This window comes from Rhodococcus sp. Eu-32 (assembly GCF_003336925.1).
Taxonomy (GTDB): domain Bacteria; phylum Actinomycetota; class Actinomycetes; order Mycobacteriales; family Mycobacteriaceae; genus Rhodococcoides; species Rhodococcoides kyotonensis_B.
This window is the reverse complement of record NZ_QGNK01000006.1, coordinates 191,071-204,871: the sequence shown is the minus strand read 5'-3', so window position 1 is coordinate 204,871 and position 13,801 is coordinate 191,071. Positions and strand designations below refer to the sequence as shown.

The 13,801-nt window shown below is 65.3% G+C and carries 15 protein-coding genes and 1 pseudogene; 6 read left to right on the top strand and 10 right to left on the bottom strand.

Annotated elements, in window-relative coordinates:
- Positions 1–106: 106 nt before the first annotated feature.
- Both DK926_RS09880 and DK926_RS09875 read left to right on the top strand, forming a co-directional pair.
- Positions 107–781 carry a DUF2848 domain-containing protein gene (locus DK926_RS09880; RefSeq protein ID WP_114330260.1) on the top strand — a complete coding sequence of 225 codons (675 nt, stop codon included), beginning with the start codon at positions 107–109 and terminating at the stop codon, positions 779–781.
- 24 nt (positions 782–805) lie between these two features.
- Positions 806–1,165 carry an FKBP-type peptidyl-prolyl cis-trans isomerase gene (locus tag DK926_RS09875; protein WP_068426048.1) on the top strand — a complete coding sequence of 120 codons (360 nt, stop codon included), beginning with the start codon at positions 806–808 and terminating at the stop codon, positions 1,163–1,165.
- Positions 1,166–1,208: 43 nt separating this feature from the next.
- Here DK926_RS09875 and DK926_RS09870 read toward each other — a convergent pair whose 3' ends face one another.
- Genes DK926_RS09870 through DK926_RS09860 form a run of 3 tightly spaced genes read right to left on the bottom strand, consistent with a single transcriptional unit; the run spans position 1,209 to position 3,485 of the window.
- On the bottom strand, positions 1,209–2,522 hold the full coding sequence (locus tag DK926_RS09870; protein WP_114330259.1) for a HAMP domain-containing sensor histidine kinase: 1,314 nt from the start codon (positions 2,520–2,522) through the stop codon (positions 1,209–1,211).
- The gene (locus tag DK926_RS09865) at positions 2,519–3,265 is read right to left on the bottom strand and encodes a response regulator transcription factor (RefSeq protein WP_114330258.1); all 747 of its coding nucleotides are present in this window, start codon (positions 3,263–3,265) and stop codon (positions 2,519–2,521) included. The genes DK926_RS09870 and DK926_RS09865 overlap by 4 nt, the downstream gene beginning before the upstream one ends.
- A 13-nt stretch (positions 3,266–3,278) precedes the next feature.
- Positions 3,279–3,485 (bottom strand): hypothetical protein, encoded by a 207-nt coding sequence (locus DK926_RS09860; protein ID WP_068426045.1) that lies wholly within the window; start codon positions 3,483–3,485, stop codon positions 3,279–3,281.
- 115 nt (positions 3,486–3,600) lie between these two features.
- Between DK926_RS09860 and DK926_RS09855 the strand changes: the two genes are divergently transcribed.
- Complete coding sequence (locus tag DK926_RS09855) at positions 3,601–4,944, top strand: deoxyribodipyrimidine photo-lyase (protein ID WP_114330257.1); 1,344 nt, start codon at positions 3,601–3,603, stop codon at positions 4,942–4,944.
- Between the two features lie 20 nt (positions 4,945–4,964).
- Here the strand turns inward: DK926_RS09855 and DK926_RS09850 are convergent, their stop codons facing one another.
- Together DK926_RS09850 and DK926_RS09845 are read right to left on the bottom strand one after the other, a co-directional pair.
- Positions 4,965–5,867, bottom strand: a complete 903-nt coding sequence (locus DK926_RS09850; protein ID WP_114330256.1) for a DMT family transporter — start codon at positions 5,865–5,867, stop codon at positions 4,965–4,967.
- A gap of 66 nt (positions 5,868–5,933) precedes the next feature.
- A complete protein-coding gene (locus DK926_RS09845) occupies positions 5,934–7,787 on the bottom strand; it encodes a propionyl-CoA synthetase (protein WP_114330319.1) in 1,854 nt (617 codons plus the stop codon).
- A gap of 84 nt (positions 7,788–7,871) precedes the next feature.
- On the opposite strand from DK926_RS09845, the pseudogene DK926_RS27255 reads away from it, so the two are divergent.
- From DK926_RS27255 to DK926_RS26455, 3 genes and pseudogenes are all read left to right on the top strand, one after another.
- Positions 7,872–8,017 (top strand): annotated as a pseudogene (locus DK926_RS27255) (hypothetical protein); the annotation flags it as partial.
- 213 nt (positions 8,018–8,230) lie between these two features.
- On the top strand, positions 8,231–8,815 hold the full coding sequence (locus DK926_RS09840) for a DUF559 domain-containing protein (RefSeq protein ID WP_243636736.1): 585 nt from the start codon (positions 8,231–8,233) through the stop codon (positions 8,813–8,815).
- Between the two features lie 133 nt (positions 8,816–8,948).
- The gene (locus DK926_RS26455) at positions 8,949–9,377 is read left to right on the top strand and encodes a hypothetical protein (RefSeq protein ID WP_125833395.1); all 429 of its coding nucleotides are present in this window, start codon (positions 8,949–8,951) and stop codon (positions 9,375–9,377) included.
- Here the strand turns inward: DK926_RS26455 and DK926_RS09830 are convergent.
- From DK926_RS09830 to DK926_RS09810, 5 genes are read right to left on the bottom strand one after another with little or no spacing between them, the layout of a single operon-like run.
- A complete protein-coding gene (locus tag DK926_RS09830; protein ID WP_114330254.1) occupies positions 9,291–10,787 on the bottom strand; it encodes a carboxyl transferase domain-containing protein in 1,497 nt (498 codons plus the stop codon). The two genes, DK926_RS26455 and DK926_RS09830, sit on opposite strands and share 87 nt — an antisense overlap.
- An 11-nt stretch (positions 10,788–10,798) precedes the next feature.
- The gene (locus tag DK926_RS09825; protein ID WP_114330253.1) at positions 10,799–11,995 is read right to left on the bottom strand and encodes an ABC transporter permease; all 1,197 of its coding nucleotides are present in this window, start codon (positions 11,993–11,995) and stop codon (positions 10,799–10,801) included.
- A complete protein-coding gene (locus DK926_RS09820; RefSeq protein WP_114330252.1) occupies positions 11,992–12,882 on the bottom strand; it encodes an ATP-binding cassette domain-containing protein in 891 nt (296 codons plus the stop codon). Before DK926_RS09820 ends, DK926_RS09825 begins: the two co-directional genes overlap by 4 nt.
- 10 nt (positions 12,883–12,892) lie before the next feature.
- A complete protein-coding gene (locus tag DK926_RS09815) occupies positions 12,893–13,426 on the bottom strand; it encodes a hypothetical protein (protein WP_114330251.1) in 534 nt (177 codons plus the stop codon).
- Positions 13,423–13,686 carry a helix-turn-helix transcriptional regulator gene (locus DK926_RS09810; RefSeq protein WP_068424653.1) on the bottom strand — a complete coding sequence of 88 codons (264 nt, stop codon included), beginning with the start codon at positions 13,684–13,686 and terminating at the stop codon, positions 13,423–13,425. The genes DK926_RS09815 and DK926_RS09810 overlap by 4 nt, the downstream gene beginning before the upstream one ends.
- Between the last annotated feature and the right edge of the window lie 115 nt (positions 13,687–13,801).

Sequence of the window (13,801 nt, the reverse complement as noted above, 5' to 3'; positions counted from 1 at the left end):
ACGCGGATCCGTTGAACAGTCTCCATACTTGCTGTATACAAGACGTATGCGCAAGCTTTTCGGCGTATTGGAAACAAAAAAGTAACGGGAAGAGGTCCTTAGGCTCATGCTCACTTTCACGCTGCCCGACGGCACGACCGAAACCGTCGAACCACTGAATCTTCTCAACGCGGGATACGCGGGCCGCAACCAGGAAGAGGTCGCGCACCATATCGCCGAGCTGGCCGAACTGGGTGTTCCTGCGCCGACCGTCACTCCCGCGATGTACCCGATTTCGCCGTACCTGGCGCAGCAGACCGACACCGTTCACGTGCAGCACGGCCGCACGTCCGGCGAGGCCGAGTGGGCACTCGTGATTCTCGGCGACTCCGAGGACGACGTCCTGCTGACGGTCGCCTGCGATCACACCGACCGTGACCTCGAGGTCCACAGCGTCGCATGGAGCAAGAACGCGTCTCCCGACGTCCTCGGCCTCGGCGCGTGGCGGTTGTCCGATGTCGCCGACCGCATCGACGACATCACCCTGAAGGCATGGGTCGGTGATACCCCGATTCAGACCGGATCCCTCGGCGATCTGCTGGCTCCGAAGTACTGGCTCGACGTTCTGCGCGAGCGCGGCCTGTTCAAGCGCGGCACCATCCTGATCTCCGGCACGATCTCGATGCACCCCGGAGTCGACCAGTTCGCCGACACGTGGAAGGTCGAGATGACCGACCCCACTACCGGCAACGAGCTGACCTGCGCATACGACGTGATTCGCATGGCTGACCCGATCGGCTGACCTGTACGACGTAGGGTGGGTTCCGTGACGAAGCCAATTATCGAGTTTCAGGCCGGCCCTCCGCCCACCGACCTCGTCGTCGTCGACTTGGTCGAGGGTGACGGCGCGGAAGCGGTCGCCGGCGGCAATGTCGAGGTCCACTACGTCGGCGTCGAGTTCGACAGTGGAGAGGAGTTCGACTCGTCGTGGAACCGCGGCGAGTCGATCCAGTTCCCGCTGCAGGGTCTCATCCAGGGATGGCAGGACGGCATCCCCGGCATGAAGGTCGGCGGACGCCGTCAGCTGACCATCCCGCCGGAGCTGGCGTACGGTCCTGCAGGTGCAGGCCACCGTCTGTCCGGCAAGACCCTCGTGTTCGTGATCGATCTGCTCGACGTCAAATAAGTGCGCTTCGCACCCGTGCGCGGATAGTCGGTCCAGAGGCCGACTACCCACGCACGGGTGGCGCAGCCGCACTCAGTTCCATCACCAACCTGGCCCCGCCGAGCGGGCTGTCGGTGAAATAGGCTGTGCCGCCGTGTAATTGAGCCTGCTGTTCGACGAGGGCGAGTCCGAGACCCGACCCGCCCTTCGCGGCGGCCGCTCCCCGGTAGAACCGCTCGAAGACCGCGTCGCGTTCGTCGACGGGCACGCCGGTTCCATCGTCGTCGACGGTGAGTACGACGCGACCCTCGTCGCGGCGAATCGCGAGAACGAGGGTCTTCGCGTCGCCGTGGCGAATGGCGTTGACGATCGCGTTGTCGACGGCCAGACGCAGGCCCGCAGGAAAGCCGCGCATCGTCACCGACGGTTCGGATTCGATCCGCACCGTCAGATCGGGGTGCTGACGCATGGCGTCCTGCGCTGCGACGTCGCAGATGTCCACGATGTCGGTGTCGACGCGGTCGCTGTCGTCCTGCAGTTCGCCCGACGCCAACTTCTCCAGCGCTCCGAGCGTCGTCTCGACGCGACCCTGGGTTCGGTCCAGATCACCGAGAATCTCCTGCTGCTGCGCACGTTCCAGATCGAGGGTCCGCAACACTTCGATGTCGGTGCGCATCGCGGTCAGCGGCGTGCGCAGTTCGTGTGCCGAGACCGCAGCGAAGTCACGGGCGGTCGCGAGCGCGTCGTTGGTGCGTTCCTGCGCGTCGTTGACGCGCTGCAACATCCCGCCGATGGCCGTCGCCAACTCGTCGGCCTCTTTGACGCCGGTCTTCGTGTCCGGAGGTAACGGCGGCTGGGCGCTCACCTGGCGGGTCAACGTCACGAGAGGTTTCACCGCTCGACCACCGAAGATCCACCCCAGGCCAGTCGACACGGCAATCGCCCCGAGTCCGATGAACAGGACGAGGCGCTGCTGCTCGTCGGTCACCTGCTGCGCCTCGATCGCAGGCACTCCGATGGCGATGGACAGATCGATCAGCGACGTCGTGGTCGTGGTGTACACGCGGAATCTCTGGCCGCCGACGTCGACGGTCTGCGAACCTTCGGGCAGGTCGGGCAGTTGGATCGGGGTGGATGCACGGATGGTGTCACCGGTGCGGATGGTGACGGCGAACGCCGACGACAGCTGGTTCAGGAACGTTTCGAGCACTGCGGTGTTCGGAACCAGGGCCTGAGACGCGGTCGTCAGCCGTTCGTCGAGCTGGTTGACGTTGTTGCGCGAGATGGCCACCGACGTGACGACCGCGAGCGACGCGACGACGATGGTCGCGCCGAGCGCCGTGGCGGCCGCGACACGAAGGCGCAACGACAGCCTCACGACGCGTCCCTGAGCACGAATCCGACTCCTCGCACCGTGTGCAGGACGCGGTATGCGCCCTCGACCTCCATCTTTCGGCGCAGGTATCCGACGAAGACGTCGACGACGTTGGTGTCGGCGACGAAGTCGTAACCCCACACCAGCTCGAGCAACCGCTCACGCGTCAGGACGACTCCTTTGTTCCGTGCGAGCACCGCGAGCAGTTCGAATTCACGTTTGGTGAGGTCGAGCTCCCGGCCCTGACTGTGGGCCCGGTAGCCGGGGATGTCCACCGACAGCGGCCCGACGACGATTTCCGACGACGAACCGCCACCCGACGGCTCAGCCACCGGCGCGACCGCGCGTCGTCGCAGCATTGCTTTGACGCGGGCGACGAGCTCGGCGAGGACGAACGGTTTGGTGAGGTAGTCGTCAGCCCCGTTCTCGAGGCCGGAGATGCGGTCGTCGACGGACGAGCGTGCGCTGAGCACGCAGATGGGGACGTCGTTGCCCATCGCGCGCAGCGCCTTGACGACGCTCGCTCCGTCGAGGACGGGCATGTTGATGTCGAGGACGACGACGTCGGGTGACTGGCTGGCGACGACGCTCAGAGCGGCGGCGCCGTCGACCGCGGTGATCACCGTGAAACCGGACAGGCGCAATCCGCGCTGCAGTGACGACAGAACGTCCTCGTCGTCGTCGACGACGAGGACGGTCGCGGTGCTCTCGGGCGCTGCGTGGTTGCTCGGTGCTGTCTCGGACACAGCCCCATTGTGCCTAGGCAGCCCAACTGTCGACGGTCTTCTGCCGTTCCTCGGGCGTTTGTGCGAAGAACTCCTCCAGGGCGCTACGACGCGTCGCGTCGGTGTCGAGCGACCAGGCGACCGTCGGCGCCTGAGAGTACAGGGCCTCGTAGTACTTCTCGAAACTGCAGGTGCTGTTCACCAGAGACTGCGCTCCCGGGAACCTCGGCGTGGTCTTCATGATGTGCTCCTTTCCTTCTCGTTCGTGCGTGTTTCCCAAGCTAGGGGGCGATTCTGCGGCGACTGTGAAGCAAGATTGGCGTTTCTCTGAGAAACCGGCGGGTATGTATCGGGCCATGTCTGTCATGTGGTTTCGACGCGATCTCCGACTCGACGATCTGCCCGCTCTCGGTGCCGCGTCGGCGTCGGGTGACCCGGTCCTCGGCCTCTTCGTGCTCGACGACGCCCTGTTGAAGCCGTCGGGTGGTCCTCGTCGCGATTTCCTGTTCCGAAGCCTGTCCGCGCTCGACGAGCAGTTGGACGGACGCCTGCTCGTCGTCAAGGGTGACCCGGCGACGGTGGTGCCGAAGGTCGCGAAAGCCGTCGACGCCGACGAGGTCCACATCAGCGCCGACTACGGCCCGTACGGGCGGGAGCGGGACGAACGTGTCGGGAAGCGGGTGTCGTTGCACGCGACCGGCTCTCCGTACGCCATCGCGCCGGGGCGAGTGACCAAGGACAACGGCGAGCCGTATCGCGTGTTCTCGCCGTACTTCCGGCAGTGGATGAACCACGGTTGGCGCGGGCCGGCCGAGACGTCGGAGAAGACCGCGACGTGGCTCGACCCGTCGGACGTGTCAGGCCTTCCGCGACGAGCGAAGATCCCGACCGAGAAGGATGCGTCGGAGGCGCCCGCGGGGGAGAAGGCGGCGCTCGACGAGTGGAAGGAGTTTCTGGGTCGGATCGAGGGTTACGACGACGAGCGCAACCGCCCGGATCTCGATTCGACGAGCCGCATGTCGGTGTACTTGAAGTACGGCAACATTCATCCGCGCACGATTCTGAAGGACCTGTCGAAACTCCGCAGCGAAGGAAGTGCCGCGTATCGACGGCAGATCGCGTGGCGAGACTTCTACGCGGACATACTGTTTCAGCGACCGGACAGCGCGCGAGAGAACTACGACAAGAAGTTCGACGGTATCGATGTCGACTCCGGCAAGCACGCCGACATCATGTTCGAGGCGTGGAAGGAAGGCCGCACGGGCTTCCCGATCGTCGACGCTGGAATGCGTCAGCTCGCGTCCGAGAAGTGGATGCACAACCGGGTGCGGATGATCGTCGCGTCGTTCCTCGTCAAGGATCTGCACCTGCCGTGGTGGCGCGGCGCCCGGTACTTCATGAACCAGCTCGTCGACGGCGACCTGGCCAACAATCAGCACGGATGGCAATGGACCGCGGGCACGGGAACGGATGCGTCACCGTACTTTCGCGTGTTCAACCCGATTACGCAGGGCGAGAAGTTCGATCCCGCAGGCGATTACGTGCGTCGCTGGGTACCGGAGTTGCGCGGCATCGAGGGCAAGGCGGTGCACGCCCTGAAAGGCGGTCGGCCCAAGGAGTATCCGGAGCCGATCGTCGATCACGGACACGAACGTCAGGTGGCGATCGCGCGGTTCAACTCGCTACCTCCGCGGGAGTGAAGCCTGCGGGAACGACCCGATCAGCGCCGCCGTGACAGTCCGACTCCGACGAGGCAGACGACTCCGCCGAGGACGGCGAGGTAGTGCGGGACCTCGCCGAGGAGCGCCCAGGCCATGAGAATAGTCAGCGGCGGGACGGCGTACGTGGTGACGCCCAGTCGGCCGGCGTTCATGCGTGACAACGCGAATGCCCACGTGCTGAACGCGAGTGCCGTGGGAACGAGGCCGAGGTAGATCAGTCCGCCGGTGGCGCCCGCCGATGCGCGGCTCAGGTCACCCAGAAGCGCGGGTGCGAACGGCAGAGTGCATAGCGCGCCGATCGCGCAGGCCATCCACGTCACCTGCAGGCCGGGAATCGTGCGGAGCACCGGCTTCTGGCTCAGGACACCGATCGCGTACGTGACGGCCGAGACGAGGCACAGCGCGATGCCGAGGGCGTCGGCGTCGGTCCTGGTGGTGTCGGTCGTCGTGACGGCGGTGACGACACCGACCATGACGGCACCACCGAACGCGACGGCGGCACCGATGACGAGCCATTTCGGAAAGCCCTCGCCGAGCAGCAGTCCGGCGAACAGGGCCACCAGGATCGGGCCGATCTGGATGAACATCGATGTCGTGCCCGCGTCGACCCGTTGCTCGGCGGCGTTCAGCGCGACGTTGTAGATCGCGAACCAGAACACTCCGACGCTGAGGATCTCCAGCCACTGTGTTCTGCTCGGCCGCACCCATGTCCTCCGGACGAGCAGGACGAGTCCGAGCGCGACCGTGCCGATGAGCAGACGCCCGAGCGCGAGAGGTCCCGCGCCGAACGACGTTCCGACGCCGCGGATCGCGACGAACGCCGACGCCCACGACAGCACGGTGATCGTGACGGCGCCGAGAGCGAGGAGGTCGGGCTTCGGGCGCGTGTCGAGCTCGGTCATAAGGAGAAACAGTAGGCGACGCCGTCACCCGTGCGTGCGAATGTGTAGAGGGGTATACATTCCCACTCACGAGCGGCGAAGCCGCTCCGCCAACGCGTCGAGCACCGCCGGATCCTCGATGGTCGACGGCACCCCGTACTCCTCACCCGCGACGATCTGACGCATCGTCTTGCGCAGAATCTTGCCGGACCGGGTCTTCGGCAGCGCCCCGACGACGGTGACGTCACGGAACGTGGCGAGTGCACCGATCTGATCGCGCACCATCGCGACCAGTTCGTCGCGCAGCTGGTCTTCCTCGATCGTCTCACCTGCTTTCAGCACGACGTATCCGCTCGGGCGCTGGCCCTTCAGGTCGTCGTGGATGCCGATGACGGCGCATTCGGCCACGGCCGGGTGACTCGCGACGACGGCTTCCATCGAACCCGTCGACAGTCGATGTCCCGCAACGTTGATGACGTCGTCGCTACGGCCGAGCACGAACACGTACCCGTCGGCGTCGATGTATCCCGAGTCGCCGGTGAGGTAGAAGCCGGGGAAGGTGTCGAGATAGGAACGCTGGAACCGTGATTCGTCGTTCCACAGGCCCACCAACGTGCCGGGCGGCAGCGGCAGTTTCACGACGACGTTGCCTTCGGTGCCCGCCTCGACGGGAGTGCCCGTCGCGTCGAGAATCTCGACCTGGAAGCCGGGAACGGGGACGGTCGCCGACCCGGGTTTGATCGGAAGAGGTTCCAGCCCACGTAGATTGGCGCAGATGGCCCAGCCGGTCTCGGTCTGCCACCAATGGTCGACGACGGGACGATTCAGCGTGCGGCTGATCCACTCGTACGTATCGGGGTCGAGGCGCTCGCCGGCGACGAACAGCGTCTCGAGCGACGACACGTCGTACTTCTCGAGTTCCGACGCGTGCGGATCGACCTTGCGGATCGCGCGCAGAGCCGTCGGCGCCGTGAACAGCGCTCGCACACCGTGATCGGCGATGACGCGCCAGAACGCACCCGCGTCGGGAGTTCCGACGGGTTTGCCCTCGTACAGAACCGTGGTCGCACCGGCGAGCAGCGGGCCGTAGACGATGTACGAATGTCCGACGACCCATCCGACGTCCGACGCCGTCCACATCACCTGGCCTGCTCCGACGTCGTAGATGTGGCGCATCGACCACGTCAGTGCGACGGCGTGACCGCCGTTGTCGCGCACGACGCCCTTCGGCTTACCCGTCGTTCCCGACGTGTACAGGATGTACAGCGGATCGGTGGATTGCACCGAAACCGGTTCGGCGGCAGACGCGTCGGCGATCTCGGTGTCCCAGTCGAGCCAGGCGTGGTCGGCGGGAATCTCGTCGCGTTTCTTGACGATGACCGTCGTCGGAGAGGACAGAGACAGGGCCTTCTCGACGATCGGAAGATATTCGACGGTACGTCCCGGCTCCAGACCGCCCGACGCGGTGACGATCAGCTTCGGCTTCGCGTCGTCGATACGCGCGGCGAGTTCCTTGGCGGCGAATCCACCGAACACGACCGAGTGCACGGCACCGATCCGCGCGCACGCCAGCATCGCGACGACGGCCTCGGGGATCATCGGAAGGTAGAGCACCACGCGATCGCCGCGAGTGACGCCGTGTTTCGCCAGGACACCCGCGAACGTGGCCACCGACTCCAGTAACTCCGCGTACGTGTAGGAACGCTGGGTGCCGACCATCGCCGAGTCGTAGATCAACGCCGTCCGATCACCGTGACCGGCCTGAACGTGGCGGTCGAGCGCGTTGAAGCAGGTGTTCAGCCGACCGTCGGGGAACCAGCCCGCGCCGTCGTACGCCCTGGTCGGCGGCGCGTCCCACGTGACGCTCTGGGCCGCATCCAGCCAGAACCCTTCGCGATCGGTGATGCTGCTGTCGAAGCTCTTCCGGTACTCGCCGCTCATGAAAACCACACTAGTTGCGGATACGCGCAACTGAGTGCACATTGTCGGGCCGAACTGGCGGGATCCCGCCCACCTGGCCCGATAATGTGCACTCAGTCGCGGGTTGTCCACAGGACGAAAATTGCCCCTACCACCGGGGGTCTCCATAGGCGACGGTTGTTCGTCATGGGGGTATCGACAGCGGCACAGCTGGTTGCGTCAGGTATGAGTCGAAGTGCGATTTCGCGACGCGTGAAGTCCGGGGAGCTAATACGTCTGCTTCCGGAGATCTATGCGACCGAGAAGCCGGACTACATGGATCTGTGCCGGGCCGTCGTGTTGTGGAAGCCGAAGGCGGTGGTCAGCCACACGACCGCAGCGTGGCTCTGGGGGCTGATCGACTACGAACCGCAGCGCGTCGATGTCACGATCGATCCGTCGGGCCGATCACGTGCCCCGATTGGGTGCGTATCTATCGCCGTACGCTGCCGACCGTCGCAACGTATGGAGGATTTCGGATCGTCCCGATCGAGCAGGCATTCGTCGATGTCGCTGCGGTTCTGCCGAAGCCCGAACTGGAGAAGTTCTTCGACGCTGCGATCGGCGCACGGATTCCGTGGCGACGAGTCGCGGAGATCTGCGATATCTCTGCCGGCATGAAGGGCATGGCGGCTCTTCGAGAACAGCTTCGACGCTGCTGCCCCGGCACCCGCTCCGAACCGGAGCGAATCGTCGCGCGTGCCTTGACCGCCCGAAATTTTCGGATGGCGATCAACGCGAGGGTGGGTCCGTTCTACGGTGACCTCGTCGACTTCCGTGCCCGCGTCATCGTCGAGATCGACGGGCGCGAGTTCCACAGCGATCCGGCGACATTCAACAACGATCGCCGACGGCAGAACGCTTTGGTCCTCGAAGGATGGTTGGTGCTGCGGTATTCGGCCGCGACGGTGCTTGCCGACCTCGACCGCGTCGTCGAGGAGATCATTACCGTGGTGCGGCGGCGTCGGAAGTCGATCAATTCGTCCAGTCGTACTCTTCCGCGCAACTGAGTGCACATTGTCGGGCCGAACTGGCGGGATCCCGCCCGTATCGCGTCAACACTGTGCAGCCAGTCGCGGCTGGTCCGTAAGGGTTTCGTCAAAAACCTGGTAACCGCGGCGAACCCGACGAACACTCGACGACGTGACCCTTTTCGAACAGCTTCCCTCCCTCCGAGCCGCGTGCCCGTCCCGATTCGACATGGCGATCTGGCCGTCGGCGACGCATTTTCACCTGGGGCGCCTGATGGTCGACGGCGTGTGCGTCGAGGATCTCGCCGACTGCGACGGAACTCCGACACGGCTGGGTGGCGTCGTCGTCACGCGGGTGAGGTCGGTACTCGCCGGAACAGTGCGTGTCGACGCGGCCGCGTGCGACTGTGTTGCAGCCGAGGTCGCCAATCGACATTCGGTGGCCGGACGGGAGTTCTTCGCGTTCGGCGACGGCAAGGTCGCATTGCCGTCGGACGTTCGCGCCGGCGACCTGCTAGCTCTGATCCCGCACTCCGAGCCGCCGGTACCTTTCCATACGCAGCGAGACGCGGTCCGCTCCGCCGGTCGCGATCTCACGTAGCTCGCGGGCGATCGCACCGGCGACGCGTGTCGAGAACTCGACGGGTTCGTCTGCCGCGTCCGGGTTCTCGGGGACGATGGCGTCGACGATGCCGTCACGCAACAGGTCTACCGACCGAATGCCCTGTGCCTCCGCCATATCGGGGGCGTGGGCGGTGTCTCGGTGGACGATCGCACTGGCACCTTCGGGCGGCAGCGGCGCGAGCCACGCGTTCTGCGCACACAGCGTCCGGTCCGCAGGCAGCAGGGCGAGAGCGCCGCCTCCCGTCCCCTGTCCGAGCAGCACCGAGACGGTCGGTGTGTTCACGGTGACGAGATCGCTGATGCACCGCGCGATCTCGGGTGCGAGACCACCTTCCTCGGCCTCTTTCGACAGTGCGGCACCGAACGTGTCGATGACGAGTACCAGCGGAATGCCCAGTTCCTCGGCCAAGCGCATTCCCCGACGCGCTTCTCGGAGTGCGGCCGGCCCCATGGTTGCGGTGACGCTGTGACTGCTGCGGTCGTTGCCGAACACCACGCACGAGATTCCGCGGAACCTGCACAGCGACAGAAGAATAGTGGTGTCCGACTCGCCCTGGCCGGTGCCGCTCAACGGAACCTGTTCGGTCGCAGCGTGTTCCAACAGCTCCCGGACGCCCGGACGGTCTTCGCGTCGGGATGCCTCGACGGAATGCCACGCGGAGTGCTCCGGAATGTCGGCCGGGGCGGGTTCCAACTCGGCGGGAACCTCGGTCTCACCAGTGACGACGCGCAGGGCACGTACGAGCAAGTGGCGGAGGCTGTCGATCGGCACGACGCCGTCGATGACGCCGTGGTGGTACAGATTCTCGGCGGTCTGGACGCCGTCGGGAAATGGCTTGTCGTACAACGCCTGATACACGCGGGGTCCGAGAAAACCGATCAGTGCGCCGGGCTCCGCGAACGTGACGTGCGCCAGCGATCCCCAGGACGCGAACACACCACCGGTCGTCGGATTGCGGAGGTACACGAGGTATGGCAGTCCGGCCTTCTTGTGTACGGTGACGGCGCCTGCGATCTTCACCATCTGGACGAACGCGAGCGTCCCTTCCTGCATACGCGTTCCGCCCGACGTGGGAGACGCGATCAACGGCAGTCCCTCGGCCGTCGCCCGTTCGATGGCGGTGACGATCCGTTCCGCGGCGGCCACACCGATGGATCCGGCGAGAAAGGCGAATTCGCAGGCGACGACGGCCACCGGCCTACCGTCGATCATGCCGCGTCCGGTCAGAACCGACTCGTCGACGCCGCTCTTCTCCCGCGCCTTGTCGAGGTCCGCCGCGTAGGCCGGGCCGGGGGAGACGTCGAGCGGCGGGGAATCCCACGACACGAACGATCCGCCGTCGAGAATGGCATCGAGAATCTCGGCGGCGGACGTTCGCGTGCTCATGGAACTGGAGCTTAGCGGGCGAATGCTTCCTTCCACGTGACGGTCTTGCCGATCCGCAGGATCGAGCGCTGGTAGATCTTCGCGGCGACGACGGCCAGGGCTGCGGTGGTGGCAGCCATGATGAGCACCGTGCCGACGACTTGATAGACCGGCGCCACACCGGCCGCGATGCGCAGCGGCATCATGACGGCGGAGAACGGGGGAATCCAGCTCAGGACGTTGCTGAGCGTGCTCTCGGGATCTCCGACGGAGTAGAACGCGGAGAAGAACATTGCCATGATCAGCAGGAGCAACGGCATGGTCGTCGAATTGACGTCCTCCTGCCGCGAGACCATCGAACCGCCTGCCGCGTACAGCACCGCGAAGAACGCGAAACCGAGGACGAACCAGCCCAGGGTGCTGGCGAAGACCGTGATGGCCGTTCCGGTGACGGTGAGAGTGCCGGTGGCGAGTCCCGCTCCGACACCCGCTGCCCCGTACAACGCGAGTTGCAGAATGCCGACCGCGCCGATCCCGATGATCTTGCCCCACAACAACTGCAGCGGCCGAACCGTCGACAGCAGCAGTTCGACGACACGCGACGACTTCTCCTCGACGACGCCCATCGCGACGTACATTCCGAATCCGATGATCTGCGCGTACAGCACGAACACCGCGGCGAGTGACAGCGCAACACGTTGTCCCGCTTCGGGATCGGGAGGATCGATCGCCTCGACCGTCACGGTCGCCTGCGACACTGCTGCTGCCAACGCGTTCTGGTCGACGCCTTGCGCGGCGAGAGCGGTGTCGGTCGCCTGCGTCTGCACGCTTCCTTCTACGACGGCGCGGAGAGTTCCCTCGAGCTCCGAATCGGTGATCGCGGTGTAGGCGCCTGCACTACCCGGTACGAGAGCGACTGCGACATCACCGGATTCGACGTCGGCGCGCGCGGTGTCGGCGTCGGAGATTTCGCGGACCTCGACCGGGCTTCCGACGGCGGTGCCGGTCTGCTCGAGGACGGACGCGATCGAAGAATCGCCGACGACGCCGACGACGTCACGTTCCTCGTCGTCACCTCCGGAGAAGATGGAGTAGGCGATGATGCCGCCGATGATGACGGCGAGAATGATGACGTTGCTGATGACGAAGCTCTTCTTCATCACCTGAACGGTGAACTCGCGCTTGGCGATCAATCCGATGGCGCGACTCGAACTCATCTGTTGGCTCATGCCACTGCCTCTCGGAACAGGTCGCTCAACGACGGTTTGCGGAAGGAGAATTCGTGCACGGGTCCGGTGGCCAGCGCTGCGCGGAGGATGGCTTGGTCGTCGGCGCCGCTCTTGACGCTCAGGATGGTGCGCCCGTCGGAATGACCGATCGGCGTGACGCCTGCGATGGCGTCGGCCCAGCCTTCCTGGGCGCCCGGTGCGTGTACGAGGAGTTGTGCGTCACCTGCCCCGCGAAGCTCGTCGACGGTGCCGACGGCCTTCATCGAACCGCCGGAGATGATGCCGACCCGATCGCACAGCCGCTGCACGAGATCCAACTGATGGCTCGAAAAGATCACGGGCACACCGGAGGACGCCTTCTCTCGCAGCACGTCGCTCATGACGTCGACGGCGACGGGATCGAGGCCCGAGAACGGTTCGTCCAGAACGAGTACCGCGGGGTCGTGCACGAGTGCGGCGGCGAGTTGAACGCGCTGTTGGTTGCCGAGACTGAGCGCGTCGACCGTGTCGTTCAATCGCTCGGCGATGCCGAGTCGTTCGGTCCATCGCGCGACCGCGGCCTTCGCGTCGGCCGACGACAGTCCGTGCAATTCGGCCAGAAACGCCAGCTGCGGCCCGACCTTCATCTTCGGGTAGAGCCCGCGTTCCTCCGGCATGTAGCCGATGGTTCGGCGGACGTCGAGGTCGACGGGATTGCCGCCCAGGAGAACTCGTCCGGAGTCGGCCGACAGCACGCCGAGGACGATGCGCATCGTGGTGGTCTTGCCCGCTCCGTTGCTGCCGACGAAGCCGAAGAGCTCGCCCGGCCGAACGTCGAAGGTCAGGGAATCCAGGGCGATCTTGTCGCCGTACCTTTTCGAGATGTCGTCGATCGTGAGGGTGCTCATGGTGCCTCTTTCAGAGATCTTCGGGATCGGGGTCGGGGGTTATCCAGGCAAGAATGATTGCGGGAGAACAGATTCCGGTCAGGAGGGCAACCAGGGTCCAGAGGCCGCCCGCGTAGGCGAGGCGGTCGTTGTCGAGGGCGGTGGACAGGAAGACGAGCGCGATGACGGCGGTGAGAACGGTACCTTGGGTGACCGTCAGGCCGATGGAGCGAGCTTCGTTGCGCTGCTCCACTTCCCACTCGTCGAGTGCTCCCACGGGTGCGTCGCTGTGACGGCCGGACACGGTCTGCAGGATCGTCCACAGGACGAGGAACGCTGCAGTGGCCGGGAGCCACGCAAGGGGCGCCCACTTCCAGAACAGGGTGGAGATCGACAGAACGAGAAGAACGAACAGGGTGGCCAGAACGGCGACGGCCAGAACGCGTCGGCGATGCTGTGTGCGCCAACCCGGCAACCAGTGGCGCGTCTTGGCGTCGTTCTCCAGGAAGCGCCGCGTTCGATAGGTCTGGTAGCGGCTGAGGATGTTCGTGTCCGGGGTACTCATGGTTCCCTTCTGAACAGTTCGGCGGAGAGTGGTCCGAGCTCCGTGCGCGAGAAGACGGCCTCGATGGGGAGGTCGAAGACGTCGCAGATGCGCATGGCCAGGTCGAGACTCGGGTAGTGGTCACCTCGTTCGAGCGCCCCCACGGTCTGTGGGTTGACGTCGACGAGTTCGGCCAGTTGCGCGCGGCTCATCTTGCGTTCGGCTCGCAGAACTCCCACCCGGTTGTAAATCGGGAGCGTGGTCGCACGCTTGGGGCTCATAGAACGAAGTGTTGTATGAACCCAACGATCTGTCAACCTTCGACGACGCTCCAACGCATCGATGGACCGCGGCAACTGTCTATCGGATGCCACGGTCCATCGATGCCGACGGGGA